Origin of the sequence: Hyphomonas atlantica corrig. (assembly GCF_000682715.1) — a bacterium.
GTDB lineage: Bacteria > Pseudomonadota > Alphaproteobacteria > Caulobacterales > Hyphomonadaceae > Hyphomonas > Hyphomonas atlantica.
The window spans coordinates 33,463-60,262 of record NZ_AWFH01000005.1; the positions used below are offsets into that span (position 1 = coordinate 33,463).

Here is a 26,800-nt window from a genome sequence, read left to right on the forward strand (position 1 = left end):
CCTGTTGTTCAGGGCTGGAAGGCCCCGAGGAACCCTAGAGGTCTTTCAGAGCCGAAGCCGGCTTGAAAGCAGCCGATGTCTTTTCCGGGATCTTGATTTCTTCGCCTGTGGCTGGGTTGCGGCCTGTGCGAGCATTCCGGGTTTTCGCCGAGAATGTGCCGAAGCCTGCGATGGCCACTTGCTGACGGTCTTTCACGGCGCCAGCAATTGCGTCGAAAACAGCGTCTACGGCTTTGCCAGCGTCGCTCTGCGACAGACCGGATTCAGCTGCGACAGCCTTTGTAAGTTCGCCCTTGTTCATAGGGGTTCTCCTCTAATGTTAAACGGCGATCCCCCGCCGTTGCAGCGACTTACCCACGATTCGTAAGGCGTGAATATGTCGAAACCCCAATAAAGACGGGCTATGCGCCAAGAATCCAGCCCTCTTCTGCCTGAATTTGCGAAATTTTTCCCTCATCAAGGGAGTTATTTGTGGAAATTCGCCTTCCCAGAACACCTTTTCCATCCAGGTCCGAATAATGGTGGGCAATCTGGCGTACCTGTGCGGCGTCGGGTGCCTCACCTTTTTCAGCCTTAAGGGGAACTAGCGATGGGTAAATTTCGGCGAAAACGATTTTTACGCCCTCCAGCGTTTCCTCGGTCATTTCGCCATCTTCGAACTCGAAAGGCCAGATACGAGACTCCGGCAGTGCCTGACGAAGTGCATGTACGTGCGGAATACCGGTAAGCGACTGGCTGCCGACGCTGCCCGTATAGGCGAGTTGCCAGACTGATTTGGGTTGGCCGAGTTTGGCGTCGCGCAGATGCGTCTCAACGAACCGGTACTCTGGCAAAGGCTGGCCGTCGAAGTCTGGCTTCGTGCCGGACAGCGTGGAAACGACATCCCTCGCTGGCGCCCCCCAGAACGGATAGGGGCCCTTGGAAATGGCGTAGTTCATGCCTGCAGCGATGGCATAGCGCGGATTTGAATTGTCCGGCTTGTCTTTCATTTTCGACGCCAGGTGGGCGTGCATGGCTTGCCAGGGCTTTTGGTCGGACACGTCCAGACCGAGCGCCGACGCTGTGCCTGCAGGGTAACCAAGTGAGAAATCGAAGCCGATCAGGACGCGATCTCCGCGCCCTGTCAGCTTGGCAATGATGCCTTCCAGAAAGGTCCGCGCTTTCAGGCGCGTATCAATGTTGGCAGACTGATACTGGAACTTCAGCCGGGCATCCTTAGCCAGGATTCCGATCCATATGGAGTTTTTCCCCGTCACAGGTTTTGACGCGGCGCTCCAGTCCACCATGATGTAGGCATCAAACAGACGCGACATAACTACCCCAGCTTGACCAGCATCTTGCCGGTATTGGCACCTTCGAACAGACCGAGAAACGCCTCAGGCGCCTTGTCGATCCCTTCCTTTACAGTCTCTTCGAATTTCATCTGGCCGGACGAGATCCACTTCGCCATGTCTTCAAAGAAAGCGGGCTGCATATCTGCGTGGCTCGATACGATGAAGCCTTGAATCTTAAGCTGTTTGCCAACCACTTGGATGATGTTGTGCGGGCCCACGGGCGTGCCGGTATCGTTGTACTGGGCAATCATGCCGCATTCGGCGAAGCGCGCCATTGGCCGTGCGCACTCGATCGCGGCTGTCAGATGATCTCCGCCCACATTATCGAAGTAGACATCGATGCCTTTTGGGGCTGCGTCTTTCAACGCCTTCACGAGGCCCTCATAGCCACCGGCGGCTTTGTAGTCGATCACGTGATCAGCGCCGAGAGATTTCACGAACTCGCTTTTTTCCGCACCGCCCGCTGAACCGATGACGGTGCAATTCTTGATCTTGGCGATCTGGACAACAGTTGATCCGACAGCACCGGCTGCACCAGATACGAAGACCGTGTCGCCCTCTTTGAGTTCCGCGATACGAAGGATGCCTGCATAGGCCGTAAGGCCCGGCATGCCGGCTACGCCAAGGAACGTACTTTCCGGAAGGCCGACATCCGGCAGCTTTTGCGCCATCACCATTTCCGGCTTCGCAACCCATGCAGTCCGCCAGCCTGCCATCGAGGAGACCAGATCGCCTTCCTTGTAGTCCGGATGGTTTGAGATGGTGACGCGTCCAACCGCGCCGCCCTGCATGGTCTCGCCAATCTGGAAGGGAGGCACATAGCTTTCGCGATCATACATCCGTCCGCGCATGTAGGGGTCGACGGACATCCACTCATTCTTCACTTGAACTTCACCGGCGCCGGGAGGGGCGACATCAATAGTGGTTTTCTGAAAGTCCGACATTTTTGGCATGCCAACCGGGCGTGCGGCGAGGGACCATTCCGTCGATGTGAGGGCTGTCATGATGTTTCCTTCCTGTGTTTTGTAGAGGCGTAAGTGGACCGGCCCCTCTTGCGTGTGAAGGGGGCGAGGCGAAAGAATCTGTAATTCTCTGTGTCTGCTCCGTCTGAACCGAAGGCTTGCGACTTGGCGGGATGCAGTGTCTTAAGGGACGGGTATGAGGGCCCTTCTGTTATGACCACATTGAAAGTAGGCGTCGCTGGCGCTGGAGTATTCGGTAACTATCACGCGCAGAAAGCGGCTGCTTCAGTTCGCACGGAGCTTGTCGGCGTGTTCGATATCGATCTGGAGCGAGCTTCGCGTATTGCCGGTCAGTTTGGGGCCAAGGGCTATGACAATTACGAAAAGTTCCTCGAGGATTGCGATGCGATCGTGATCGCCGTTCCAGCTGTCTGGCATGAGAAACTAGCGCGCCAGGCGATTGAGGCCCATTGCCATGTACTCGTTGAAAAGCCGCTGGCTTTGACCGGGAAAGCCGCGCGTGATCTCGCTGATGAAGCAGCTGCACGTGGACGCATCCTGCAGGTTGGGCATCAGGAGCGTTTCGTCGCCCGCGCAATGGGCGTGCTGGCAATTGAAGAAACACCCCTGTTGATCGAGTCGGTGCGGGCGGGGCCGCCAGCGCCAGACAATCGTGCGGGCGACGTTTCGGTAATATGGGACCTCATGATCCATGATCTGGATCTGGCCGCGATGATGATGGGAAATGAGTTCACTGGCGTAATGGCCAGCGGCAAGCGCGTCCATTCAGAACATATCGATGAAGCGAATGCGCAGTTCACCTATGCAAGCGGCGGTGTTGCGCGTTTGCGTGCGAGTCGCGCCGCCGAGGCTCGTGAGCGTACGATGCATGTCGTCTACCCGTCAGGCGAAATTTCGATCGACTTCCTGACGCGCCAATTGGTGAACACGACGCCATATGATGTTCGCGTCGACATTGCAGCGGATCTGCCAGATCCGCTGGGTGCTGCGGACGAAGGCTTTTACGCAGCCTGCTTGGGCCTCGGCCGCAGCCCGGTTCCGGCGCATGGTACGGTCGGCGCGGTAGCGATGGCAGAAGCGGCCGAACGGGCAGTTCTCGCCAAACTCGGCGAATAGCCAGATTTTCAGCGCTGTTGTTTCGGGTCGTTCTTGGGGGCAGGCGCCAAGCGCATCACCTCCGTCTGAAAGCGTTCGTCATTGCCGCCTGCCAGGAAGGGGAGGGCGTCGGAAATCGCTTTGACGAGTGGATCAAACCAGTCGTGATCTGCTTTTGAAAAATCGGAGAGAACGTAGGGCATGACGCGCGATTTGTCGCCGGGATGCCCGACCCCAATGCGGACGCGTCGGAAATTTTCACCGAAATGGGCGATCATTGACCGGATGCCGTTATTTCCTGAATGACCACCGCCTTGCTTCAGGCGCAGGCGTCCGGGGGCAAGATCGATCTCGTCATGCAGAACCACAATGTCATCCGCAGACAGCTTGTAGAACTGGGCGACCTTTGACAGCGCGCGCCCGGTTTCGTTGTAGAAGGTCTGGGGTTTGACGAGCAGCGTTTTTACGCGGTCCGGACCGACAAAGCCTTCTGCGATCTCGCTTTCAAATTTGGAGCGCCAAGGCTGGAACCCGTAGGCGGCATGGATCTCGTCCAAAACGAGAAAACCGGCATTGTGCCGGTTCTTCGCATACTTTTCGCCTGGATTTCCCTGACCGGAAAGAATGAGCACGATGGGGCCTCCCTCTTCCGAATTAGCAGGGTCTGGCTGTGTGCCCAGCCCCAGAAGGCCGGACACACGGGACCAAATCGCCTGGATCAGTCTTCAGACTCTTCGCTGGCTTCGGCAGCTTCACCGTCTGCCTCATCACCTTCTTCGTCGGTGGTTGCTGCGGCTGCTGTGCGGCCAGCAATGGTCGCGATGGTGAAGTCACGGTCGGTGATGGTCGGTTCCGCATCGCCCGGCAGGTTGATGTCGGAGATCTTTACGTTGTCGCCGATTTCGAGCGCGGATACGTCAGCTTCAAGCGACTCCGGAATGTTGCCGGCAGGTACGAGCAGTTCGACGGTGTGGCGCACAACGTTGAGTGTGCCACCTTTTTTGAGGCCTGGAGAGACTTCCTCGCCCACGAAGTGAACCTGGACTTCCACCTTGATCTTCTGGTCGCGGCTGACGCGGAACAGGTCAACGTGCATCGGCTGGTCGGAAACCGGGTGCATCTGGATGGCTTGCGGGATAACGAGTTGCTTTTCGCCTTTGTGGACGAGCGTTGCGGTCGAGGACAGGAAATGGCCCGTCTCGATGGCTTTCAGCACTTCGTTGCGCTTCAGGGAGATCGCAACCGGATCTTCGCCGCCGCCATAGAGAACGCCTGGGACGAGGCCTTCGCGGCGCGCTGCGCGGGAACCGCCTGTGCCGGTGCGCTCGCGCAATTCGACGTTAAAGGAGATGTTTGATTTGGACATGGGTTTTCCTTTCGCCCTCGACTCCGCCTCTCATTTTCCGTTGATGAGGTAAGAAGCTGACACGCACGGCCTTGCGCCGCCGTTTCTGAAGGCGCGCGGATAGCCCATAAGGCCAGTAATGGCAAGGCTTCAGCGGCATGTGCGGCAAGGAGGCAGGTTTGAACGTTGCCTTCAGCACGGTTTCCGAAAATCCCTTTATCAATTCACAGCATTCGTGCAGCTTGGTTGTAACAAGGGCTGCGCAGACGGCCAGGGAGGAAAATCCATGTCTCAATTGCCGACAGAGGTCGACAAGAAAGGGTATTGGCGTGCTGTGGTCCGCCTGACCCTCAGCCTGCTCGTGATTTGGTTCGCCGTCTCGTACGGGGCTGGCATCCTGTTTCGCGATCTGCTCGACAATTTCTCGATTGGCGGCGCGCCGCTCGGCTTTTGGTTCGCGCAAAATGGGGCAATCTATGTCTTCGTCGTGCTCATCTTTTATTATTGCCGCGCAATGAACCGCCTCGAAAAGAAGTACGGCGTGGGGGTATAAACGGTGGGGTTGGATTTCTGGACGTACTTCTGGGTGGTCGGCACTTTCGGCACCTATATCGCCATCGCCTTGTGGGCACGGGCGGGATCAACGAATGATTTCTATGTCGCCGGCCATGATGTGCATCCGACCGTGAATGGAATGGCAACGGCGGCAGACTGGATGTCCGCCGCGTCCTTCTTGTCGATGGCGGGACTGATCGCATTCCTGGGGTATGGCGGCTCAGTCTACCTGATGGGGTGGACCGGCGGGTTCGTCCTGCTCGCCCTGTTGCTTGCGCCATTCCTGAGGGAGTTCGGCAAGTTCACCGTGCCGGATTTCGTAGGTGACCGCTATTACTCGACCGCGGCGCGTCTGATCGCTGTGATCTGCGCGCTTTTCGTCTCGTTTACCTATATCGCCGGGCAGATGAAGGGGGTGGGGGTCGCCTTCTCCGGCTTCCTCGGCGTCGAGTTCAACACTGGCATCATGGTGGGGATGGCGATCGTGTTCGTCTATGCCGTGCTCGGCGGCATGAAGGGCATCACCTACACACAGGTGGCGCAATATTGTGTGATGATCTTCGCCTATACCGTTCCGGCGATCTTCATCTCTCTCATCATCACCGGAAATCCCGTGCCGCAATTGGGGTTCATTTCGAACGTGCGTGGGGAAGATGTGGCCATGCTGGAGAAGTTGAACACGGTGGTTCAGGATCTCGGGTTTCAGGAATACACGCAAACCAACAAAACGATGATCGACATGTTCGCCATCACAGGCGCGCTGATGTTCGGAACGGCAGGGCTACCGCATGTCATCATACGCTTCTTCACCGTTTCCAGTCCTCGCGCTGCGCGCGTGTCTGCGGGGTGGGCACTGGTCTTCATTGCCCTGCTTTATACAACGGCGCCAGCGGTGGCTTCTTTCGCGCGACTGAACTTCATCGATACCGTCAACGAGTCGACCTATGTCGCGGACGATGCAGATTATGTCGCCGAAGCTGCGGAGATCGTTGCGGAAGGCGGAAAACCAATTCCCGAATGGTTCAAGGATTGGGAAAGAACCGGTTTGCTCGGTGTTGAGGACAAGAATGGCGACGGCGTCATCCAGTATCGAGCGGGTGACGAGAACGAAGTGACGAAACTGGATCGCGACATCTTCGTGATGGCCAATCCGTCCATCGCCAATCTTCCGGACTGGGTGATTGGCCTGGTTGTGGCGGGTGGTTTGGCGGCAGCGCTGTCTACTGCGGCAGGTCTGTTGATGGTGATTTCGTCATCCATCTCGCATGATCTGTGTCGGCGGACCTTCTTCACCAGCATGTCCGACAAGGATGAGTTGCGGGTCGCCAGGGCATCGGCGGCGGGTGCAGTCATCCTGGCCGGAATCATGGGGATGAACACTGCCAAGCTCGGCTTTGTTGCGCAGGTTGTGGCTTTCGCCTTCGGGCTGGCGGCTGCATCGCTGTTTCCCGTTATCGTGCTGGGAATCTTCTGGAAGCGCATGAACCGGGAAGGGGCAATCGCCTCCATGCTCACCGGGCTCGTCTCCACGTTCAGCTATATCTATTATTTCAAGTTCGTGGACACGGATCCTGTAAATTGGTGGTTCGGCGTGTCGCCTGAAGGGATCGGCTTCCTGTTCATGTTTGTTTCGCTGACCGTGGGCGTCGTCGTCGCTCTGTTTACACCAGCGCCTCCACAGGAGGTTCAGGATCTGGTCGAGGACATCCGCGTGCCGGGGACTCGCAGGCCGCATGGCGCGGGAGATGCGGCCCAGATGCCGAGCTGACCAAGCTGAAATTTTGGAAAGTCCCCGGGTTTTCCCAAATCTGGATGTTGACGTTGATGCGAGGGGGCGCATCATCGCGGCGATAAGCGTATGCAGGAAACAACAGACCAAGAGGCGTTCATGACCGAAACAGCGAAAACCTATCCGGTACCTGCAGAGTTTGCAGCCAAGGCAAACCTGACTCCGGACAAGTATCGCGAGATGTATGAGGCATCGATCGCGGACCCGGAAGCATTCTGGGGCGAGCACGGCAAGCGGCTCGACTGGATCAAACCCTATACGGTCGTGAAGGATGTCTCGTGGGAGACGGGCGATTTGTACGTGAAGTGGTATTCGGATGGCGTTCTGAATGTGTCTGCCAATTGCCTGGACCGGCACCTTGAAACTCGCGGGGATAAGGTTGCGCTCATCTGGGAGGGGGATGAGCCCGGCATGACGCACAAGATGACCTACCGCCAGCTTCACACGGCGGTGTGCAAGTTCGCCAATGTGCTCAAGAAGCTGGGCGTGCAGAAGGGCGACCGGGTCACGATCTACATGCCCATGATCCTGGAGGCGACATACGCCATGCTCGCTTGCGCGCGCATCGGGGCGGTCCACTCCGTTGTCTTTGGTGGCTTTAGCCCGGAAGCCTTGGCCGGGCGGATCACGGATTGTGAATCAAAGTTCCTGATCACCGCAGATGAGGGCGTGCGCGGCGGCCGGAAAGTGCCGCTGAAGGTCAACGCGGACAAGGCTGCAGAGATTGCAGGCGGCATGGTCGAGAAGATGTTGGTGGTCAAGCGCACGGGCGCAAAGGTCGGCATGAAAGCAGGCCGCGATCATTGGCTGCACGAGGCCGCGGAAGGCATTTCTTCGGATTGCCCGCCAGAGCCGATGAACGCCGAAGACCCGCTATTCATTCTTTACACGTCGGGGTCCACTGGAAAGCCCAAGGGCGTGTTGCACACGACCGGTGGGTATCTGGTCTGGGCTTCGATGACGCACGAATATGTCTTTGACCTGAAAGAGGACGACGTGTTCTGGTGCTCGGCCGATGTCGGTTGGGTGACTGGTCACACTTATATCGTGTACGGACCGCTTGCGAATGGCGCGACCAGCCTCGTCTTCGAAGGCGTGCCGACCTATCCCGACGCGTCACGTTTCTGGCAGGTGTGTGACGAACAGAACGTTACGATCTTTTACACCGCGCCGACTGCTATCCGCGCGCTGATGCGAGAAGGCGAGGAGCCGGTCAACAAGACGTCACGCAAATCCATCCGATTGTTGGGGACCGTCGGCGAGCCGATCAACCCCGAAGCCTGGGAATGGTACTTTCATGTTGTCGGTGAGCAGCGATGCCCCATCGTGGATACGTGGTGGCAGACCGAGACCGGCGGTACGATGATTGTCCCCTTGCCGGGCACAACGGATATGAAGCCGGGAGCCGGCAGCCACCCATTCTTCGGTATCAAGCCTGTTTTGGTCGATGCGGACGGAACCGAGCTGCAGGGGGCGGCTGATGGAAATCTGCTGATCACGGACAGTTGGCCAGGGCAAATGCGCACTGTTTATGGGGATCATCAGCGCTTCATCGATACTTACTTTACTGCTTATCCCGGAACCTATTTCACGGGCGATGGCTGTCGACGGGATGAGGATGGATTCTACTGGATCACCGGACGCGTGGATGATGTGATCAATGTGTCAGGTCACCGGATGGGGACTGCTGAAGTCGAAAGCGCGCTCGTCAGTCATGATGCGGTCGCGGAAGCTGCTGTTGTAGGCTACCCCCATGATGTGAAGGGGCAGGGCATTTATGCCTATGTCACCCTACGCCAGGGAGTTGATGTCGACGACGCGCTGGTAAAAAACCTGATTCAGCATGTGCGCCAGGAGATTGGCCCGATTGCGAGCCCGGATTTGATTCAGATTGCTCCGGGTCTGCCGAAGACGCGCTCCGGCAAGATCATGCGACGTATCCTGCGCAAGATTGCCGAGAATGAGTATTCGAACCTTGGGGATACATCGACGCTGGCTGAACCCGAAGTGGTAGATGATCTGATCGAGAACCGGCAGAATCGCTAGGGGCTAGATTGCGGGAAGGTCGACCACGAAACGCGCGCCGCCCTCGGCGCGGTTTTCGGCCCAGACTTTCCCGCGATGCGTCGTCACGATCTGCTGCACAATGGAGAGGCCCAGTCCGGAATTGTTGCCAAACGCGGTTCCGGCGGGGCGATCCGTATAGAAGCGACTGAAAATCTTTTCGAGCTTGTCTTCCGGAATGCCCGGGCCGCTGTCCTCAACCATGATGCGGGCGATGGTTTGTGGGCCATCATTGCTCTGGTCGACGATGACGAACACTTCGCCGCCTTCTGGAGAGAATGAGCGCGCATTGTCGATCAGGTTTCGGACGACCTGGCCCAGTGGGCCATCACGACCGCGCACGAGAAGCCGCGCACCCATCGTATCGTCGCGGAATTCGACATGGACCGACCGATCATCCCGGCCGAGCCCCTCATAGGTCTGCACGACGTGGTGCACGAAACCGGCAATATCCATTTGCTCGGTCGGTACGCGCGTCATTTCAGCTTCGAGGCGGGACGCGTTTGAAATGTCTGTAATCAGACGGTCAAGGCGCTTCACGTCTTGTGCAATCACTTGGCGGAGCCGTTCCAGAGCGACAGGATCGTCCTGAACCCGTTCGGCTGTTTCAACAGCGGACCGAATTGAAGTGAGAGGATTCTTCAGTTCGTGCGCCACGTCCGCTGCGAATTGTTCGTTGGCCTGAATGCGTTCCAGAAGCGCTTCGGTCATGTTTTGCATGGACTCGGCGAGATTGCCGATTTCGTCTTTGCGACTATTGAGCGCCGGGATATCGATACTGTCAGATGTTCCGGCCTTGATACGGTCAGCCGCCACTGAAAGCCGGCGCAAGGGGCGCGCGATTCCGAGCGTCAAAAGAACGGATGTGATAAACGCGACAAGTACGGCTACGCCAATGAACGGGATCAGGGCGGCGCGTTCAGACCGTATGATTTCGTCGATATCATTTGATTCCAGCGTCAGTACTCCGACAACGGCGGACACTCGCTGGATCGGCATTGAGACCGAGATGATGCGCTGACCACGATCCGAAAAACGCTGGCTGGCGGCTTCTTGTCCGCGGACGGCAATCTCGAATTCCTCTTCAAAGCTCTGGGCAACCAACGCTTCGGAGCTGCGCCGTGGCATGATCGGGCCGAGCGTGTCACTTGCCCATTCCGAGAGGCTCGCGCCGAGCCGGGCAAAATCGCTTGGTTCCTGCAATGGAGGCAGGGCGTCGATATCTACGCGTTCGGAAAGATAGAAGCTGTCGCCAACCAATTCGCCGTCCGGCGTATAGATGCGGGCGCGAACTCGTTCAGGCAGGTTCAGCCGGACAATTGTCTGCCGGGCAGCTTCGACGTCCAGCAGGGGCGCAGGTGTCGTGGCATCGTCGCCCAGAAGACTCGTAAAGATTTGCGCCTGCGCGACAAGATCCTGCTTCTTGGAGACGACAAAACCGGCGCGCATTTCATTCAGAACCATCGCGCCGATGATGAGGATGGCAAGGCCGGCCAGGTTGGACGCGAAGATCAGCCGGGCGATGCGCGAACCGAATACTTTCGATCCATGCCGCGCGATCGCTTTACGACTGACTTTACCGTTCGCCATCCTGGCCTGCCTGACTGCGTGCCTTCGATCAGGCGTCCGCAGCGACTTTCATGCTGACGATCTGGTCGGGATTGCGCGGTGGCTCGCCCTTGGCCAGTTGATCAACGACATCCATGCCTTCGGTTACCTGACCCCAGACAGTGTATTGGCGGTCGAGGAAGCGGGCGTCGTCAAAGCAGATAAAGAACTGGCTGTTGGCCGAATGGGGCGCAGATGTGCGCGCCATGGAGCATGTTCCCCGGACGTGTGGCTCTGCGTTGAATTCGGCTTTCAGGTCCGGTTTGGACGATCCGCCCATGCCCGTGCCTTGTGGGCAACCGACCTGTGCCATGAAGCCGTCAATAACGCGGTGGAAGATGATGCCGTCATAGAATCCTTCGCGCGCCAGTTCCTTGATGCGCTCGACGTGACCGGGGGCCAGGTCTGGGCGAAGCTCAATCTTCACCGATCCTTTTGAGGTTTCGAGAAGCAGGGTGTTTTCCGGGTCTGCCATGAAGTTATCCTATTGCTTGTGCTAATCTGAAGTCTGGCTATTGAATGATGGAGGGAACGGCAAGTGGTCGACGCATTTTAGAAGTGTCGCCAAGCCTCGGGAGTGTAGACATGTTTGCGCCCATCACATCTTTGATCCTTGTTTCAATCCTGGTCGCGCTGGGAGTGTTGCATCTTCTGTGGGCGCTGGGCAGCAGTTTTCCCTGCGCAAATGAACAGGCGCTGGCGCGCGCTGTTGTTGGGCGTAGAGGCATCACGAAAATGCCGTCTTCGCTGTCTTGTGCCGGCGTTGCGTTCTGTTTGTTTGCGGCGGCAGTGCTGGCGGGTCTGCTCGGCGGACATGTGTTCGCTACGGAATTGCTGTTCTTGCACAAGGCGGCGCTGGCGCTGGCGGGACTGGCGGCTGCGCTCGTGTTTCTGGGGCGAGGAATTATTGGCGTGTTGCCAGCTTTTGAACGGTCAGCGCCAGAATTGCCATTCCTGAGCCTGAACCGCCGCGTATATTCGCCTCTGAGTTTCCTGATCGGATTGGGCTTTCTATTGCTGGTCATCAGCTTGCCGAACTGGAGTTGGCGGTTCGGGGGCGGCTGAAACGGTCTCTAAGTTGATTGATGTAATCTATCGCAGACAATCCGTTGTCATCCGGGGAGGCCATCATTTGCGCAAATGCAAAATGGTTCAGGTCGGCGACGATTTGAGTGTGCGCAATTGCAAGGCGCCGGTGCAGTGTGCCCCCGATCCACTGGCCGAGATCTTTCACGCTGTCTGACTGGTTTGGGCGGGTTGGCCGCGCATCGACATGGATGATGTGCCTGGCGTTACGCGGTGTCGGTGGCGGATTGAGCCGCGATTTGGGAACAGGGTCCACACAGACAAGCAGGTCAACAAATTCGGGGTTGAGAGACCTCAGCACCCGTAACGCCGTGTCGCCGCCCCAGCTATGGCCGATCAATACCAGTCGGCGTCCAGCGGCGACCGCCTGACGTGCGCACTTCAGGCATCGGTGGGGGGCGTAGTGCGGGAAATAATGCGCCTTGCGATGTGCATCATGCGCAAACATACGTTGCCGGGTTTCAGCAAAGGTCGCGACGAGGCGCGTGCGGGTATCGCCCGCCCCGCCAATATAAATTTCGGTAACGCCGAGTCTATTCAGTGTAGCGGTAGCCGACGCCATAGAGGGTCTCGATCGCATCGAATTCATCGGTCACTTCGCGGAACTTCTTGCGAAGGCGCTTGATGTGGCTGTCGATGGTACGGTCGTCGACGTAGATCTGGTCGTCATAGGCGGCGTCCATCAGTTGGTCGCGGCTTTTCACGTATCCAGGGCGCTGGGCCAAGGCTTGCAGGATCAAGAATTCGGTGACCGTCAGGCGGACAGGATGGCCATCCCATGTGCAGGCATGACGGTTTGGGTCGAGTGTCAGTTTCCCGCGGACGATCGGCTTCTGATCGCCTTCTTCCGTGCCTGCAACGCCACCGCGCGCGCGGCGCAGCACCGCTTTCACGCGTTCGGCCAGCAGACGATTGGAGCAGGGCTTGCGCACAAAATCGTCGGCGCCGATGTTGAAGCCGATGACCTCGTCGATTTCCTCATCCTTGGAGGTCAGGAAGATGACGGGCAATTCCGACGTCTGGCGCAGGCGGCGCAGCAGTTCCATGCCGTCCATACGTGGCATCTTCACATCCAGAATGGCAATATCTGGCGGTGTTTCGGTCAATGCGGGCAGGGCGGCTTCACCATCATGATAGGTGCGGACATTGTAGCCTTCGGCCTCGAAAAAGATCTTCAGAGACGCAACGATGTTTTCGTCGTCATCCACCAGTGCCAAAGTCGTCATCGGTCTATCCTTCTCAGCCACAGCATATCCGCGCGCGGGATCTGGCCGTCTCACATTACGGTGTTCAAACATGGTTCGCGTCACGGCAAAAGCCCTCCTTCATCGCAATTGCAATGAAATCAAGGGATCAAGGCATCCGCGAGCTCACATTACGGCAATTTAAGGGATATTGGTCGCTGGTTCTGGCGCGGCGAATACGTGCTCTTCGCCCCATTCTTTCAGAGCATTCAGGATAGGTCGCAATGTTTCGCCTTTTGTCGTCAGGCTGTATTCGACCTTCGGAGGCACCACCGGATAGACTTCGCGGTGGACTAGACCGGCATCTTCTAGCTCGCGCAGTTGCTTGGTAAGCATGCGCTGGGTGACGTTGCCGACATCGCGCTGCAGCTCGTTGAAACGCTTCACACCATCCAGCAGATGGAACAGCGTCACACCCTTCCATTTTCCGCCGATCACTTCCAGGGCCGCCTCGACCGGGCAGCCAGCGGAACAGTCATATTTTTCGAAGCGGGTCATGTCTTACAGTATACTTTCTGTGCGTATAGGCCAAAATTGTGCGTACTTGCGCATTCAGTTTGTATGAATAAATCGGAGGGCGTCAACTGATTGAACCCATCTGGCGTGCCATACGCCACCATAGAACCCGCCGCGTGGAAGGATCACTCATGCCTCTGAATTCACTTCCCTCAATACCAAATGCAGTCTCCGGAATGGGATGCGCTGTGTTGGTCGTCTCGCTGATGGGGGCATGTGCCACCGCCCAGCAGGTTCAGGGTACACCGTCGCACTCCGAAATCGTTTTGACCTCTGACGTGGACTGGGGCCCTCTCAATCCCGCCCGTGGTGATGCGAGCCCGAGAGCCGGAACGCTCTGGGGAGATCGCGCGGCAGAGGGGGCTTCCGGGTTCCTTGTTCAGTTCAAGCAAGGCTTCTCCTCCCCACCACATATTCACAACGTGACTTACCGCGGTATCGTGATTGAGGGACGAATTCACAATGATGATCCGGGAGCGGCGGATATGTGGCTGCCCGCCGGGTCTTTCTGGACGCAGCCAGCAGGAGAGGCGCACATCACGTCGGCCCAGGGCGCGTTCAACATGGCCTATATTGAAATCGATGAAGGCCCTTATCTGGTCGAACCAACCGAAAACGCATTCGACAATGGCGAGCGCCCTGTAAATCTGGACCGGTCAAACCTGGTCTGGCTGGACGCATCTGATCTCTCCTGGGTCGAGCAGGGTGGCGGCGCTGATGTTGCCTTCCTTTGGGGAGGTGAAACAGATACCAGCGCCCGCGGCACTTTAATGAAGATACGTGCTGGACAGTCTGTTCGTCTGTCCACTGACCAGGCAGGCCTCAAGGTCGTCTCGATTTCTGGAGAATCCGAAGTTCAGATTGGCGATGCGCATGCAAAGCATGGGCTTGTGCCTGGCAGTTTTGTGTCAGGCGCGCCGGACGCTGCGAATGTGTTCGTGTGCAACGCCGAGGCGGACTGTCTGTTTTATGTCCGCAGCGAAGGACATTTCAAGATCACCTCTGCTCGGAACTGACCCTTCCCTCCCGAAACTTTCTCCAAATTTTCTCCTTGAAAGGACTATCTCATGCAGCATGATATCACCTACTATGCCAAAAAACGGCATACAACGAAGGCGTACGATCCGAACCGTCGCATTCCGGACGAAACGGTCGAGAAGCTGAAAGAACTTCTGCGCTTCAGCCCATCCAGCACGAACATTCAGCCTTGGCATTTTGTCATCGCTTCCACGCAGGCGGGCAAGGAGCGTGTTGCCAAGGCGACAGAGAAGTATTCGTTCAATCGACCGTCCATCCTCAACGCCTCGCATGTTGTGGTGTTTGCCAGCCGTCTGGCCGTAGAGGAAGGCTATCTGCAGCACGTGCTGGAGCAGGAAGACAAGGACGGCCGCTTCGACACGGACAAGGAAATTCATAAGCCAGCCATGCATGGCGGGCGGTCACTGTTCGTAAATCTGCACAAGCAGGACTTCAAGGATGTCCAGCACTGGATGGACAAGCAGGTCTACCTCAACCTCGGACAATTCCTGCTGGGCGCTGCAGCGCTCGGTGTGGACGCAACGCCGATGGAAGGGATCGAGATACCGGTTCTGGATGCCGAATTCGGCCTGCGCGAGAAAGGCTATTCCGCCCTGTTCGTCGTGCCGCTCGGCTATCATGACCCGGAGCAGGACTACAACGCGTCCCTTCCGAAATCTCGCCTTCCGTATTCGGATATCCTGATGGAAGTTTAGCCTGGTAGCCGTCCTGGTCGCTCACCCGCGCCGGGACGGCGTCACAGTCTTATTGGTCATGCATTGAGATTATGCGGTAGGTCCGCAACGACCCATCCTTGTTTCGCTTCATGATACGTATGCCCTTGCCGATGGATACGCCGGAAGTGTCCAGTGAATCCCAGCGAAGGTTGTAGGAAATCAGAGACAAGACATAAGGCGAGGTACCTTCAATCCTGTGAGAGGCTGCTTTTATGAAGTCAAAACTGGGCCAGCCAGACGTATAGCCTTCCAAAAAGTCCTTTATCGCTTCCCGGCCCACTTCCGGTTCGCTGTCATGTGGATACATTACGGCGTCTTCGGCGTAAACGTAGTGGAGAAGGTCGGGTTGTTGTCTTATCATCGCAGCGTCGTTGTCTAGGTCGACGGCAAGATGATCGAATGCTACGCCCGTATCGATGGGCACCGATGGCGTAAAGGCCAAATGGACGCCTGGCAGCGTATCAAACATGTTGGTTTCGCGTACTTCCGGGTACACGCTGTCAAAATTCCAAGCTTGCGCCAGTAGCGTATAATCTCCCGACGCACTTTCCTGCCAGACATCTACGTAGTGCCCGGATATTTCCTTCGCTTCTGTGGCGTCCGCTGCCGTATAGCGCAGAGTGAATTCGCCGATGTCGATTTTCAGCGCGTCGACCGGAATGGTCTCGGTCAGCGCCTTATCGAAATGCGTGATGTCGATGCCGTCAAACAGCGTTTTGTAGTACAATGCGGCATGTTCGGACCCGATCATGGTTTTCTGATATTCCGGCATGATCCAGACGTCCTGGCCGAATGCTGCGGAGATCGTCGGCAAATCCTCAGATACCATTGCCTGCTCAATCTGGGTCCTGAGCGTAGACAAATCTGTCTCGGCGATCGCCGGGCTACCCAAGCCTACCGCGATCAATCCCGACAACAAGCCGTGTCTCATAATTAGCTCCCCCATGTTCCGGGAACGCTAACATGAGAGCAGGCACAGCGTGTGTGAAAACTTGGTTAGGCTTTAGTGCGCTTCGGCCCAGTTGCTGGCGGCCCGCGCGTCCACGACGAGTGGCACTGACAATTCAAGCGCAGGTCCGGCGGCGCCCTGCATCGTGGCTTTGACGGTGTCGATCAACGCGTCAGCCTCCTTTTCCGGGCATTCGAAGACGAGCTCATCGTGCACCTGCAACAGCATGCGCGCCGACAAACCTGCCTTGGCCAATGCTTCGGGCATGCGGATCATGGCGCGTTTGATAATGTCAGCGGCCGAGCCCTGAATCGGTGCGTTGATGGCCTGACGTTCAGCGAACGAGCGTTGAGGGCCTTTTGACTTGATACCGGACAGATTGATTTTCCGTCCGTAGGCGGTCGTCACAAAACCATTCTCTTTCGCGAATGCCTTGGTTTCGTCCATATAGGCGCGTATGCCGGGGAAGCGTTTGAAGTACGTCTTAATGTACTCGCTGGCTTCTCCCTGCGGAATGCCCAGTTGGCGCGCCAGGCCAAATCCGGAAATGCCGTAGATGATCCCGAAATTGATCGCCTTGGCCTGGCGGCGGACCATCGGGTCCATGCCTTCAATTGGCACACCAAACATTTCACTGGCCGTCATGGCGTGGATATCAAGACCATCGCGGAACGCATTCTTGAGAGCATCGATGTCGGCTATGTGCGCCAGGATACGTAGTTCGATCTGGCTATAGTCGGCGCTGACCAGGACATTTCCCTCATCGGCAATGAAAGCTTCGCGGATCTTGCGGCCCTCTTCGGTGCGGACGGGGATGTTCTGCAGGTTCGGATCCGTAGATGAGAGGCGACCCGTCTGTGCAACGGCCATGGAAAAACTGGTGTGGACACGACCTGTCTTTGGGTTGATCGCCGCTTGCAATGCTTCTGTGTATGTCGATCGCAACTTCGATAATCCGCGCCAATCGACGATGGTGCGGGGCAGGGCGTGACCCTCTGCGGCGAGCCCTTCCAGCACATCGGCGTCGGTTTGCCACGCGCCAGTCTTGGTTTTCTTGCCGCCTTCAAGCGCCATCTCGTCGAACAGGATTTCGCCCAATTGTTTCGGGCTGCCGATATTGAATTCGCGGCCGGCCTGCTCATAGGCATCTGCTTCGAGCGCGGCCATGCGTTGAGAAAAGTCGGAAGACAGGCGAGACAGGTGATCGCGGTCTACCTTGATCCCTTCCTGTTCCATTTTTGCCAGCACCGGTACGAGCGGTCGTTCCAGAGTCTCGTACACTGTCGTCACTTTCTCGGTCCGTAGCTGCGGCTTGAAGACCTGCCATAGGCGCAATGTGATGTCGGCATCTTCGGCGGCGTATTCGGTCGCCTTGTCCAGCGCGATCTGGTCGAACGTTTTCTGGGACTTGCCCGTGCCGGCAATCTCCTTGAACGGAATGGTCTTGTGCTCAAGATAGCGCTCAGACAGAGTATCCATTCCATGATTGTGCTTGCCCGCATTCAGCACGTACGACAGCAACATCGTGTCATCGATCGGTGCGACATTGACCTTGTGCGTGGCGAAAATGGACAGGTCATACTTGATGTTCTGCCCGATCTTCAGAACACTTGGGTTTTCCAGCATTGGCTTCAGAGCGCGAAGCGCGTCCGCCATCCTGATCTGGCGCGGTGGGTCTGCGCCAAACATGTCACCATCGCCTGCACTGTCAGGGTCGACATGGGCAAGCGGAATGTAGCACGCTTCGTTCGGGGATAGCGCGAGCGATACTCCAACGAGGTTTGCGGCAATGGAGTCGAGACTATCGGTTTCCGTATCGACGGCGACAAAGCCCTGTTTTGTGGCGCGCGCGACCCATTCTTCCAGTTCAGCAAAATCCCGGATGCAGATGTATTTGCTCCGGTCAATCGGATCTGCCGTAGGCTGAGCGGTTTCGATGGCGCCTTCCAGTTCCATCATTTCGCGCACGCGGCGGGTTATGGTGCGAAATTCCATCTCTTCCAGGAAGCTGATCAAGGTGTCCGGGTCCGGGTCCTGCACAGCCAGGTCTTCCAGCGGCACGTCCAGCGGGACATCATCCTTCAGGGTGACAAGCTGTTTCGAAATGCGGATCAGGTCCGCATTGTCGATCAGGGTCTGGCGGCGCTTCGGTTGCTTGATCTCCTCGGCCCGCTCCAGCAGGGTTTCGAGATCGCCATAAGTGTCCAGCAATTGCGCCGCAGTCTTCACACCAATTCCGGGCGCGCCGGGGACATTGTCGACGCTGTCGCCGGCCAGCGACTGAATGTCGACAACCTTTTCCGGGCCAACGCCGAACTTCTCAAACACGGCATCCCGGCCGAGCGTCTTGTTCTTCATCGTGTCCAGCATGACGACCTGGTCAGATACCAATTGCATCAGATCCTTGTCGGACGAGACGATGGTCACGCGGGCGCCCTTGGCCTCGGCCTGTCTGGCATAAGTGGCGATCAGATCGTCGGCCTCGAATCCTTCTTTCTCAATGGCGTGGGCAGCAAACGCTTCGGCAGCGCGGCGGACCAGGGGGAATTGTGGACGCAATTCTTCCGGTGGCTCTGACCGGTTTGCCTTGTACTGGTCGTACAGATCATTGCGGAAGGTGATCGAGGACTTGTCGAATATGCAGGCGAAATGCGTTGGCCGCTCGTCGCCTTTCAAGTCTTCCAGCAGTTTGAACAGCATGTTGCAGAACCCGCTGACCGCCCCGATGGGAAGATCGTCACTCGCCCGCGTCAGCGGTGGCAGAGCGTGAAAGGCGCGAAAGATGTAGGCGCTGGCGTCTACCAGATAGAGGTGACTGTCCTTGTCGACGGGGGCAGTGGCCATGAGTCGGGATTCCTTGTTCTGGCGAATTGTTTAGCCCGCCTTCAGGACGGCGTCACCCATTGAGCGCGCAGGATTGCAGGCGCATGGGCGTGGAATTGCCCAATGGGGCTACGCAGCGTAAACTCTCTCCATAATCCTGGGAGGGAAACATGAACGAGACACCGAAAACGCAATCAGTCGGTACGCCCTGGCACCTTTGGTTGGTGGGAGTGCTGGCCACCATATGGAATGGTTTTGGCGCGTTTGATTTCACCGCAACGGTGACACGCTGGGCGCCTTATATGTCGAACTATACCGAAGAACAGCAAGCTTTTTTCTATTCCTTCCCAGCTTGGCAATACGTCATCTGGGCGCTTGGAGTCTGGGGCGCTCTGATTGGGTCGATACTTCTGCTGATGCGCAGCCGGTACGCGGTTTGGGCATTTGCTGTCTCGCTGGCCGGGGCCACGATATCAATGATCTACAGCCTGTCTTTGAAAGACGTACCCGAAGGCGCGTCAAACCCCGCATTTGCAGCCATAATCATCCTGATAGCCGCCTTGCTATTGTTCTATGCGTGGCGGATGACGCGGCGGGGCGTCTTGCGCTAGCGCGGTTTTGGCCTAGCCTCCATTTCAAAGCATGGGAGGAATGAATGGCCGAATTGAACAAAAGCTGGATTCTGCGACAGCGTCCGGTGGGCGATCTCAAGGAAGGTGATCTCGAATTGGTCGAGGCACCGCTCGAGCCCCTGAAAGACGGGGAGGTGCGCACGCGGTTGATTTACCTGTCGCTGGACCCCACCAACCGCATCTGGATGAGTGATGTTGATGGCTATCTGCCACCTGTGGGTATTGGCGATGCCATGCGAGGCGGTGGCCTTGCGGAAGTGGTGGAAAGCAAGTTTGACGGGCTTAAGCCCGGAGACATTGTGAACACGGGACTTGCCACCTGGTCGCTATATTCGAACTTGCCGGGCGAGGCCCTGAATGCGCTGCCGCGCCTGCCGGGCGTGCCGCTGACGGCTTATATGGGGCCGCTCGGCGCAACGGGCATGACGGCCTATTTTGGCCTTATGGATATTGCCAAACCGAAGGCAGGTGAAACGGTTGTGGTGTCCGCCGCTGCGGGTGCCGTCGGCTCGATGGTCGGTCAGATTGCCAAGATCCAGGGCTGCCGGGTCGTGGGGATTGCGGGCAGCGATGAGAAGTGTAGATGGCTGACCGAGACCGCCGGCTTTGATGCAGCGATCAACTATAAATCCGAAAATGTCGGCGCAGCGCTGGACGAGCATTGCCCGGATGGCATCGATATCAATTTCGAGAATGTAGGCGGCAAGATCATGGATCAGGTGATTGCCCGCCTGAACGATTTCTCGCGTATGCCTCTGTGCGGCCTGATCAGCACGTACAACGCGACCGAACCGGTGCCCGGACCGTACAGCTTTTCGAATTTGCTTATGCGGCGCACCTTGTTGAAGGGCTTCATCGTGATCGACTATTTCCCACGCTTCCCCGAGGGCATTCAGCAGATGGCTCAATGGCTGATGGAGGGAAAGATCAAGTTCGAAACGGATATCGTCCACGGGCTGGAGAATGCTCCCGGCAGTCTGTCGCGCCTGTTTGAAGGCAAGAATTTGGGCAAGCTGATAGTGCAGGTCAGCGAGCCACCTGAAGTCTAACCGACCAAGGAGTTCAGGTCGCGTTCAGCTGTGCTGGCTATGTCTGGTGTCGGACAAGCTGGGATCGCGGGACGCGAACTTGTCGGCTCAAAAAGAAGCCCGGTGCTGGCAGGCATCGGGCTTCGCTACAATACGAGCGGTGCAATCCAGTACCCGACAGCGGCGATGATCACGATGCCCGCGAGATTGATGTAAAATCCCTTGCGGATCATTTGCTGTATCGTGACATGCCCAGACCCATAGATGATCGCATTCGGAGCCGTGGCAACGGGCAGCATGAAGGCGCATGAGGCGGCGACTGCGGCTGGCGCGAGCAAGCTTTCTGGCGCGGTCCCAAGCGCGACTGCAAGAGATCCGAGCACGGGCGCGAGCGTCGTCATCGTTGCCACGTTCGACGTCACCTCTGTCAGGAAGATTACCAGGGCAACGACGATCACGATGAAAACGAGCGGCGGCAGCACGTCCAATATGCGCAAATTTTCGCCAATCCACTCCGAGAGACCAGTTCGTGAAATCGCCTTGCCCATTGCGATGCCGCCACCAAACAACAGCAATACGCCCCAGGGAATTTGCTCCGCTTCCTTCCAGTCGAGCAGGCCGCGATCTTCCTCGCCGCCTGCCGGGACCAGGAACATGAGCACACCGCCAAAGATTGCGATCATCATGTCGACTTCCGCGCCGCCAAAATTCGCCAGCAGGTCGATGCCCGCAGATTCGAGGAAGATCTGTATCGGAAGCCTCAGCAACCAGAGTGTCGCCGTTATGCCGAACACAATCGCGACGCGCATTTCCTGCTTCGTCATGCCGCCGAGTTCGTTGAGCTGTGTCCTTACGTGCGCCTGGACGGCATCTGCGTTGTCTGAACGTGCCGGCATGCCGCGTGTCACGTTCCACCAGGCGACTGGCAGCAACAGCGCCATGGCGGGTAGTCCGAAGGCCATCCATTGCGCGAACCCGATATGCGCGCCCGCCTCGGTCTGTAGCCAACTGATCGCGATCAGGTTTGTCGGCGTGCCAATTGGTGTCGCCACACCGCCAATGGAAGCAGCGTAGCAAATCCCCAGCATCAGGGCTGTCGTGAAATGTCGCGATATGTTGCCCAGCACCGCGCTGGCTGAAATGGCAATGGGCACCATCATGAGCGTTGATGCCGTGTTCGATATCCACATCGACAATACGGCAGTGGCCAACATGAAGCCGAACACAATCGCCCCCGGAGACGCGCCGACCCGCGCGATCACATTCAGGGCAATCCGCTTGTGGAGCCCCCATCGCTCAATACCCAGAGCGACGATGAAGCCGCCGAGTAGCAGGATAACGATATGGTTCGCGTAGTCGCTGCCTGTCTGGGCTGGAGACCCTGCACCGACCAAAGGCAATACGACGAGTGGAAGCAGGGATGTTGCGGGGATCGGAATAGCCTCGGTTGCCCACCAGACGGCCATCCACACCATGAGGGCGCCTGTGCCCCACGCCGCATCGCTCAAGCCCTCCGGTGCACCGGCCAGCCACATCAGACCGGCGAGGGCTGGACCGAGTAGCAACCCAATTTTCCGTGCCCCCAATTGCACCCTAGTCTCCCTGCATCGCAGTAAACCCGGCGTCGAGGTCGGCAATCAGATCGTCCGGTGATTCCAGGCCGACATGGATGCGTAACAAAGGGCCGGCCTTGTCGTGGATCCAGTGATCCGCAGACCGGTTGAGCTGCGGATCGCAAGGGATGATCAGGCTTTCAAAGCCGCCCCAGGAAAAGCCCATGGAGAAGAGTTCCAGACTGTCAAAGAAGCGCTTGAGCGCATTTGATCCTGTGGCATTCAGAACGAATGAGAAGAGGCCGTTGGAACCCGAAAAGTCCCGTTTCCAAAGAGCGTGATCCGGATGGTCTTCGAGGGCCGGATGTAGCACTTGCGAAACTTCATTCCGTTGAGACAGCCAATGAGCCAGTTTGAGCCCAGCCGCTTCGTGGGCATCAAGACGGGTTTTCAAACTGCGCAAGCCACGAAGCGCGGTATAGGCGTCGTCCGGGGCAAGGCTGATGCCCCAATCGTCTGCGCAATCGAGAACATCCTGCGCGATACGCTTGTCGCGGCTCATGACGGCGCCGCCGAATACATCTGCATGCCCGACCACATATTTTGTCAGCGCCTGAACGGAAAGGTCGACGCCAAGATCCAGCGGCCTGTGTAGCAGCCCGGCACCCCACGTATTGTCCAGAATGGTCCGGATATTGTGCTTTTTTGCAATCTCGACAATCGCTGGCGTGTCGCTGATTTCGAATGTCAGGGAGCCTGGAGATTCCAGATAGATGACGCGCGTATTCGGCTGGATGTATTCAGCAATGTTGGCGCCGCATCTTGGGGGGAAACGAGTCGCGCTTATCCCCATATTCTGCAGCCTGCGTTCGAGATACCGCGCAGTTGGTCCGTAGGCGGAGTCCGTGAACAAGACATGGTCGCCAGCCTTCACCTGACTGCCGATGGCGAGGGCGCATGCCTGCAATCCATTTGATGTCAGCTTCGCGTGACTGGCATTTTCGAGAACGCATAGCGCGGCTTCGAGCTCGCGGTGGACAGACAGGCCCATACGTCCATAGCCGGGCTTTGCGCCATAGAGATCAGAAGATGTATCGAACAGGACTGTCGAAGCACGCTCAACCGGTGGATTGACGGTCTTCTGGTCCATTCGGCGGCCGCGCGTATGGATCAAGCGGGTCGCGGTGTCTTTTGTCATGCGGCGCCTTTTGCGATTGGGCGAGAGCTGTCAGAGGCCCATTCCGTCCATGACCCGTCATAAACGGCGACGTCCCAATTGCCGAGGCGCGCGAGGGCGAGGGCGGTGACAGCAGCGGATACGCCGGATCCGCACGTCGAGATCGTTGGTGCCATCGGATCTGCGAACAATGTCCGAAGCTCGTCCGCGGATTTCAGCCTGTCGTCGGGTGTTCTCAATTCTCCAGATGGCTGGCAGATGCTGCCCGGAATGTGCCCTGAAGGGAGGCCCTCGCGTGGCTCCGGTGCGTCGCCGGAAAAACGCTCTGGTGATCTTGAGTCAATGATGGTGTGAGACCCGGCCTCTGAGGCTGCGAGAACCTGGTTTGCATCCTTCACCAAGTCGGAGCGCACACGTGCCGTGAAGTGGCGTTCGACAGGTACGGGCGGCAGGTCTTCGAGTTCGCCACCCGCGTCAATCCATGCCTGCAATCCGCCATCGAGGACCTTCACATCCTTTTGGCCCATCACGCGCAACATCCACCAGACGCGTGCCGACGCGAAGAACTTGAACTGGTCGTACACAATGATGCGGTTGCCGTCGCCAATACCGAGTTTGCGGACGCGTGATGAGAACATCACCGGGTCGGGCAGCATGTGCGGCAGGTCAGTGCCCCCAGCCTTGATCGCGTCAATGTCGAAATAGACCGAGCCTGGAATGTGGCCTTCGCTCCAGGCCTGGCGCCCGGTTTTCTCCATGTTGAGGAAAGGTGGAAACCAGGTGGCATCGACCACTCTGACATCAGGGGCGGTGATGTTCTCTTTCAGCCATTCGGCGGTGACGAGCGGATCTTCGTGTTCCATGAATCAGGCCTCCATCCAGTCGGGCACAGGAAGGTCCTTCAATTTCAGGAACTCCGGATTGTAGAGCTTAGACTGGTAGCGATTGCCATAGTCGCAGAGCATGGTGACAATGGTGTGGCCCGGTCCAAGGTCCTTTGCCATCTGAACCGCGCCGGCCACGTTGATCCCGGCGGAACCTCCAAGGCAGAGGCCTTCATTGCGAACCAGATCGAACAGGATATTCAGCGCTTCCTCATCGGTGCAGCGGTAGGCGCGGTCAACTTCAATGCCCTCAAGGTTCGCCGTTATCCGTCCCTGACCGATTCCTTCGGTGATGGACGTGCCTTCAGACTTCAGCTCGCCATTCTTGTAGTATTCGTACAATGCGGCGCCGCCGGGGTCTGCGATGCCAATCTGGATGTCCTTGCTTTTTTCCTTGAGGGCCAGAGAGACACCGCCCAGCGTACCTCCGGAGCCAACAGCGCAGATGAACGCATCCAGCTTTCCGTCGGTTTGGGTCCAGATTTCCTGGCCGGTCGTATCGTAGTGGGCCTTCCGGTTAGAGACATTGTCGAATTGATTGGCCCAGATTGCGCCGTTCGGCTCTGACTTGGCGAGGTCTTCCGCGAGGCGGCGGGAGAATTGCTGGTAATTATTGGGATTTTTGTATGGGACCGCGTCAACTTCGATCAGTTCTGCGCCGAGCAGCCGGATGGCGTCTTTCTTCTCCTGGCTCTGCGTGCGCGGCATGACAATGACGACGCGATAGCCAAGCGCCGCGCCCACAAGCGCGAGCCCGATGCCGGTATTCCCCGCTGTGCCTTCGACGATGGTGCCACCAGGCTTCAGCTCTCCTGACGCCTCTGCATCACGCACGATCCCCAGCGCAGGGCGATCTTTCACGGATTGACCGGGATTCAGGAACTCGCACTTGCCGAGAATTTCACAGCCGGTTTCGTCTGATACCTGGTTGAGACGGAGCAGGGGGGTGTTGCCGATAAGGTCGATCACCGAGCGATGAAACTGCATCAGGAGGGGTCCGATTCTGGTCGTTCTGTTGTGCCATCGAAGCTAGTGCGCAAAGGCCGTTTTCACAACCGCTGGAAATCCTGCAGATGCAAGGTGATCCGAGGAGCGTCGCAGTGCGTAACGATAGCGACAGACACTTATTATATAAGGACACCTCGCTTGACCCGGAACGACACGTATATCGCCTTCATGATGGACCACGCTGCTGGGAACCATCCGGAGTCCTTTGCGCTGGCAGCGGATCTGCACGTCGCACTCAACCCGGATGGCGCCGAAACGGCGGATATCTGGTCGATGATCGGGGGCGTCCTGCTGGAGTCTTCTGATATCGCCGAAACGGGCGGGACTGTATACGCTCACAAACGGGTGCAGTCGCGAAAGTCAGGCTTGTCTGCAGCAGGATTGCTGGCGCAGCCCATGGAGTCTCTCAAATGGCGGCGCGGCCTGTTAGGCGTGCAATACGCATCCGCCGGGGCACCGGGAACCAAATTCATGAAGCTGGACCCGGGACAATCGGCGCCAATGCATGGTCATGGCGATTTGGAAGCAACCGTCGTGCTGTCCGGGCGTTTCTCTGATGGACATGGGACCTATTCACGCGGTGATCTCGTGCTTGGTCAGCCCGGCATGCGGCATAAGCCGTCCGCGGTCGGTGAGGAAGCCTGTGTCTGCTTCGTGGCCCATCGGCCGAACAATTTCTGGAGAATCTTCCAATGAAACGCACACTCGCAGTCCTGTTTGCCTCTACCGCAATGATCGCCTCACCTGCTGCCGCCAAGAATTCTGGGGGTGCGTGGACACCGGAGCCGGGTGATGTCATCGAATTTGATGTGCTCCGCAAAGGCAAACCGTTCGGCTCGCACTCGGTGACGTTTGGTGAGGACTCAAACGGTCGACTGACAGCCAGGACGGATGTGCTGCTGAAAGCTGGGCTGGGCCCTATCACGGTGTTCAAGTACGAATTGGACGCCACCGAGGTCTGGCAGGATGGTCAACTTGTCTCGCTGAACGGCGAGGTCAATGATGACGGCAAGGAAGGCCAGGTAACAGCGACGCGGGCCGGCAATGAACTGGACGTTGATGGAACCCAATTTGACGGCCGGGTAACGGCATCGATCATTCCGTCCAGTCACTGGAATTTTGCAGCCACGAAGGCTACCGAACTCTTGTCGACCGAGGATGGTGAAATCCTTGATGTGTCCGTGTCCGAACAAGGCAAGGAAGTGATCGTTGCCGCTGGCGAGGAAGTGGAGGCCGCGCGGTACTTGCTGGACTCCGATATTGACGTGACGCTGTGGTATGATGAGGCGGGGCGCTGGCTGAAGCTTGCGTTCGAGGCGCGCGGTCAGGACATCGAATACGTGCTTACAAAGCCGTACTGACACAGATTACAA

General features: G+C 57.6%; 27 protein-coding genes. 11 read left to right on the forward strand and 16 right to left on the reverse strand.

From position 1 onward, the window contains the following. Window positions 1–34: 34 nt before the first annotated feature. The 3 genes from HY36_RS05105 to HY36_RS05115 form a co-directional block, all read right to left on the reverse strand. The gene (locus HY36_RS05105; RefSeq protein WP_027836466.1) at window positions 35–301 is read right to left on the reverse strand and encodes an HU family DNA-binding protein; all 267 of its coding nucleotides are present in this window, start codon (window positions 299–301) and stop codon (window positions 35–37) included. Window positions 302–401: 100 nt separating this feature from the next. Continuing rightward, window positions 402–1,313 carry a hypothetical protein gene (locus HY36_RS05110; RefSeq protein ID WP_035549471.1) on the reverse strand — a complete coding sequence of 304 codons (912 nt, stop codon included), beginning with the start codon at window positions 1,311–1,313 and terminating at the stop codon, window positions 402–404. A 2-nt stretch (window positions 1,314–1,315) separates the two neighbouring features. Further along, a complete protein-coding gene (locus HY36_RS05115; protein WP_035549474.1) occupies window positions 1,316–2,338 on the reverse strand; it encodes an NADP-dependent oxidoreductase in 1,023 nt (340 codons plus the stop codon). 171 nt (window positions 2,339–2,509) lie between these two features. On the opposite strand from HY36_RS05115, the gene HY36_RS05120 reads away from it, so the two are divergent. After that, window positions 2,510–3,433: a Gfo/Idh/MocA family protein gene (locus tag HY36_RS05120; protein WP_035549476.1), complete on the forward strand. Its 924-nt coding sequence runs from the start codon at window positions 2,510–2,512 to the stop codon at window positions 3,431–3,433. 8 nt (window positions 3,434–3,441) lie between these two features. Here the strand turns inward: HY36_RS05120 and pth are convergent, their stop codons facing one another. Then, entirely contained in the window at window positions 3,442–4,044 is a 603-nt protein-coding gene (gene pth, locus HY36_RS05125) for an aminoacyl-tRNA hydrolase (RefSeq protein WP_035549583.1), read from the reverse strand. Between the two features lie 86 nt (window positions 4,045–4,130). Beyond that, window positions 4,131–4,778 (reverse strand): 50S ribosomal protein L25/general stress protein Ctc, encoded by a 648-nt coding sequence (locus HY36_RS05130; RefSeq protein WP_035549480.1) that lies wholly within the window; start codon window positions 4,776–4,778, stop codon window positions 4,131–4,133. 265 nt (window positions 4,779–5,043) lie between these two features. Here HY36_RS05130 and HY36_RS05135 point away from each other — a divergent pair, with 265 nt between their 5' ends. The 3 genes from HY36_RS05135 to acs all read left to right on the forward strand — a co-directional run bounded on the left by HY36_RS05135 (window position 5,044) and on the right by acs (window position 9,147). Then, window positions 5,044–5,310 (forward strand): DUF4212 domain-containing protein, encoded by a 267-nt coding sequence (locus HY36_RS05135; protein WP_035549482.1) that lies wholly within the window; start codon window positions 5,044–5,046, stop codon window positions 5,308–5,310. 3 nt (window positions 5,311–5,313) lie between these two features. Next, window positions 5,314–7,080 carry a sodium:solute symporter family protein gene (locus HY36_RS05140; protein ID WP_035549485.1) on the forward strand — a complete coding sequence of 589 codons (1,767 nt, stop codon included), beginning with the start codon at window positions 5,314–5,316 and terminating at the stop codon, window positions 7,078–7,080. A gap of 120 nt (window positions 7,081–7,200) precedes the next feature. Then, window positions 7,201–9,147 (forward strand): acetate--CoA ligase, encoded by a 1,947-nt coding sequence (gene acs, locus HY36_RS05145; RefSeq protein WP_035549584.1) that lies wholly within the window; start codon window positions 7,201–7,203, stop codon window positions 9,145–9,147. Window positions 9,148–9,150: 3 nt separating this feature from the next. Here the strand turns inward: acs and HY36_RS05150 are convergent, their stop codons facing one another. Together HY36_RS05150 and HY36_RS05155 are read right to left on the reverse strand one after the other, a co-directional pair. Next, window positions 9,151–10,755: a stimulus-sensing domain-containing protein gene (locus tag HY36_RS05150; protein WP_035549488.1), complete on the reverse strand. Its 1,605-nt coding sequence runs from the start codon at window positions 10,753–10,755 to the stop codon at window positions 9,151–9,153. Between the two features lie 28 nt (window positions 10,756–10,783). Then, window positions 10,784–11,248 carry a peptidylprolyl isomerase gene (locus tag HY36_RS05155; protein ID WP_035549491.1) on the reverse strand — a complete coding sequence of 155 codons (465 nt, stop codon included), beginning with the start codon at window positions 11,246–11,248 and terminating at the stop codon, window positions 10,784–10,786. A gap of 110 nt (window positions 11,249–11,358) precedes the next feature. On the opposite strand from HY36_RS05155, the gene HY36_RS05160 reads away from it, so the two are divergent. Then, window positions 11,359–11,838, forward strand: coding sequence for a DUF3995 domain-containing protein (locus HY36_RS05160; RefSeq protein WP_035549494.1), 480 nt, complete (start codon window positions 11,359–11,361; stop codon window positions 11,836–11,838). Here HY36_RS05160 and HY36_RS05165 read toward each other — a convergent pair. From HY36_RS05165 to HY36_RS05175, 3 genes are all read right to left on the reverse strand, one after another. Further along, window positions 11,798–12,421, reverse strand: a complete 624-nt coding sequence (locus HY36_RS05165) for a hypothetical protein (RefSeq protein ID WP_035549497.1) — start codon at window positions 12,419–12,421, stop codon at window positions 11,798–11,800. The two genes, HY36_RS05160 and HY36_RS05165, sit on opposite strands and share 41 nt — an antisense overlap. Further along, window positions 12,393–13,085, reverse strand: coding sequence for a response regulator transcription factor (locus tag HY36_RS05170; RefSeq protein WP_035549500.1), 693 nt, complete (start codon window positions 13,083–13,085; stop codon window positions 12,393–12,395). Before HY36_RS05170 ends, HY36_RS05165 begins: the two co-directional genes overlap by 29 nt. Window positions 13,086–13,244: 159 nt before the next feature. Beyond that, window positions 13,245–13,601: a winged helix-turn-helix transcriptional regulator gene (locus HY36_RS05175; protein ID WP_035549502.1), complete on the reverse strand. Its 357-nt coding sequence runs from the start codon at window positions 13,599–13,601 to the stop codon at window positions 13,245–13,247. 149 nt (window positions 13,602–13,750) lie between these two features. On the opposite strand from HY36_RS05175, the gene HY36_RS05180 reads away from it, so the two are divergent. Continuing rightward, the gene (locus HY36_RS05180; RefSeq protein WP_051602524.1) at window positions 13,751–14,635 is read left to right on the forward strand and encodes a DUF4437 domain-containing protein; all 885 of its coding nucleotides are present in this window, start codon (window positions 13,751–13,753) and stop codon (window positions 14,633–14,635) included. Window positions 14,636–14,686: 51 nt separating this feature from the next. Next, entirely contained in the window at window positions 14,687–15,352 is a 666-nt protein-coding gene (locus tag HY36_RS05185) for an oxygen-insensitive NAD(P)H-dependent nitroreductase NfsB (protein WP_035549505.1), read from the forward strand. Window positions 15,353–15,401: 49 nt separating this feature from the next. Here the strand turns inward: HY36_RS05185 and HY36_RS05190 are convergent, their stop codons facing one another. After that, complete coding sequence (locus tag HY36_RS05190) at window positions 15,402–16,304, reverse strand: hypothetical protein (RefSeq protein WP_155841718.1); 903 nt, start codon at window positions 16,302–16,304, stop codon at window positions 15,402–15,404. 72 nt (window positions 16,305–16,376) lie between these two features. Beyond that, window positions 16,377–19,166, reverse strand: a complete 2,790-nt coding sequence (polA, locus tag HY36_RS05195; RefSeq protein WP_035549509.1) for a DNA polymerase I — start codon at window positions 19,164–19,166, stop codon at window positions 16,377–16,379. A 149-nt stretch (window positions 19,167–19,315) separates the two neighbouring features. Here polA and HY36_RS05200 point away from each other — a divergent pair, with 149 nt between their 5' ends. Next, window positions 19,316–19,756, forward strand: a complete 441-nt coding sequence (locus HY36_RS05200) for a hypothetical protein (RefSeq protein ID WP_035549511.1) — start codon at window positions 19,316–19,318, stop codon at window positions 19,754–19,756. 44 nt (window positions 19,757–19,800) lie between these two features. Further along, window positions 19,801–20,826, forward strand: a complete 1,026-nt coding sequence (locus HY36_RS05205; RefSeq protein ID WP_035549513.1) for an NADP-dependent oxidoreductase — start codon at window positions 19,801–19,803, stop codon at window positions 20,824–20,826. Window positions 20,827–20,951: 125 nt separating this feature from the next. On the opposite strand, the gene HY36_RS05210 is transcribed toward HY36_RS05205, so the two are convergent. The 4 genes from HY36_RS05210 to HY36_RS05225 are packed head-to-tail and all read right to left on the reverse strand — an operon-like array spanning window position 20,952 to window position 25,406. Further along, the gene (locus HY36_RS05210; RefSeq protein WP_155841720.1) at window positions 20,952–22,370 is read right to left on the reverse strand and encodes an SLC13 family permease; all 1,419 of its coding nucleotides are present in this window, start codon (window positions 22,368–22,370) and stop codon (window positions 20,952–20,954) included. A 28-nt stretch (window positions 22,371–22,398) separates the two neighbouring features. Then, window positions 22,399–23,556, reverse strand: coding sequence for a cystathionine beta-lyase (gene metC / locus HY36_RS05215; protein ID WP_035549519.1), 1,158 nt, complete (start codon window positions 23,554–23,556; stop codon window positions 22,399–22,401). Further along, window positions 23,553–24,398, reverse strand: coding sequence for a sulfurtransferase (locus HY36_RS05220; protein WP_035549521.1), 846 nt, complete (start codon window positions 24,396–24,398; stop codon window positions 23,553–23,555). Before HY36_RS05220 ends, metC begins: the two co-directional genes overlap by 4 nt. 3 nt (window positions 24,399–24,401) lie before the next feature. After that, entirely contained in the window at window positions 24,402–25,406 is a 1,005-nt protein-coding gene (locus HY36_RS05225; protein ID WP_035549524.1) for a cysteine synthase A, read from the reverse strand. 159 nt (window positions 25,407–25,565) lie between these two features. Here HY36_RS05225 and HY36_RS05230 point away from each other — a divergent pair, with 159 nt between their 5' ends. Next, window positions 25,566–26,123, forward strand: coding sequence for a cupin domain-containing protein (locus HY36_RS05230; RefSeq protein WP_035549526.1), 558 nt, complete (start codon window positions 25,566–25,568; stop codon window positions 26,121–26,123). Next, window positions 26,120–26,788 (forward strand): DUF6134 family protein, encoded by a 669-nt coding sequence (locus HY36_RS05235; protein WP_035549529.1) that lies wholly within the window; start codon window positions 26,120–26,122, stop codon window positions 26,786–26,788. The genes HY36_RS05230 and HY36_RS05235 overlap by 4 nt, the downstream gene beginning before the upstream one ends. The last annotated feature ends 12 nt before the right edge of the window (window positions 26,789–26,800 follow it).

Coding starts and splice junctions, on each gene's coding strand:
- HY36_RS05105 (WP_027836466.1), bottom strand. CDS start 301: ATGAACAAGGGCGAACTTACAAAGGCTGTCGCAGCTGAATCCGGTCTG.
- HY36_RS05110 (WP_035549471.1), bottom strand. CDS start 1,313: ATGTCGCGTCTGTTTGATGCCTACATCATGGTGGACTGGAGCGCCGCG.
- HY36_RS05115 (WP_035549474.1), bottom strand. CDS start 2,338: ATGACAGCCCTCACATCGACGGAATGGTCCCTCGCCGCACGCCCGGTT.
- HY36_RS05120 (WP_035549476.1), top strand. CDS start 2,510: ATGACCACATTGAAAGTAGGCGTCGCTGGCGCTGGAGTATTCGGTAAC.
- HY36_RS05130 (WP_035549480.1), bottom strand. CDS start 4,778: ATGTCCAAATCAAACATCTCCTTTAACGTCGAATTGCGCGAGCGCACC.
- HY36_RS05135 (WP_035549482.1), top strand. CDS start 5,044: ATGTCTCAATTGCCGACAGAGGTCGACAAGAAAGGGTATTGGCGTGCT.
- acs (WP_035549584.1), top strand. CDS start 7,201: ATGACCGAAACAGCGAAAACCTATCCGGTACCTGCAGAGTTTGCAGCC.
- HY36_RS05150 (WP_035549488.1), bottom strand. CDS start 10,755: ATGGCGAACGGTAAAGTCAGTCGTAAAGCGATCGCGCGGCATGGATCG.
- HY36_RS05155 (WP_035549491.1), bottom strand. CDS start 11,248: ATGGCAGACCCGGAAAACACCCTGCTTCTCGAAACCTCAAAAGGATCG.
- HY36_RS05160 (WP_035549494.1), top strand. CDS start 11,359: ATGTTTGCGCCCATCACATCTTTGATCCTTGTTTCAATCCTGGTCGCG.
- HY36_RS05165 (WP_035549497.1), bottom strand. CDS start 12,421: ATGGCGTCGGCTACCGCTACACTGAATAGACTCGGCGTTACCGAAATT.
- HY36_RS05170 (WP_035549500.1), bottom strand. CDS start 13,085: ATGACGACTTTGGCACTGGTGGATGACGACGAAAACATCGTTGCGTCT.
- HY36_RS05175 (WP_035549502.1), bottom strand. CDS start 13,601: ATGACCCGCTTCGAAAAATATGACTGTTCCGCTGGCTGCCCGGTCGAG.
- HY36_RS05180 (WP_051602524.1), top strand. CDS start 13,751: ATGCCTCTGAATTCACTTCCCTCAATACCAAATGCAGTCTCCGGAATG.
- HY36_RS05185 (WP_035549505.1), top strand. CDS start 14,687: ATGCAGCATGATATCACCTACTATGCCAAAAAACGGCATACAACGAAG.
- HY36_RS05190 (WP_155841718.1), bottom strand. CDS start 16,304: ATGAGACACGGCTTGTTGTCGGGATTGATCGCGGTAGGCTTGGGTAGC.
- polA (WP_035549509.1), bottom strand. CDS start 19,166: ATGGCCACTGCCCCCGTCGACAAGGACAGTCACCTCTATCTGGTAGAC.
- HY36_RS05200 (WP_035549511.1), top strand. CDS start 19,316: ATGAACGAGACACCGAAAACGCAATCAGTCGGTACGCCCTGGCACCTT.
- HY36_RS05205 (WP_035549513.1), top strand. CDS start 19,801: ATGGCCGAATTGAACAAAAGCTGGATTCTGCGACAGCGTCCGGTGGGC.
- metC (WP_035549519.1), bottom strand. CDS start 23,556: ATGACAAAAGACACCGCGACCCGCTTGATCCATACGCGCGGCCGCCGA.
- HY36_RS05220 (WP_035549521.1), bottom strand. CDS start 24,398: ATGGAACACGAAGATCCGCTCGTCACCGCCGAATGGCTGAAAGAGAAC.
- HY36_RS05225 (WP_035549524.1), bottom strand. CDS start 25,406: ATGCAGTTTCATCGCTCGGTGATCGACCTTATCGGCAACACCCCCCTG.
- HY36_RS05235 (WP_035549529.1), top strand. CDS start 26,120: ATGAAACGCACACTCGCAGTCCTGTTTGCCTCTACCGCAATGATCGCC.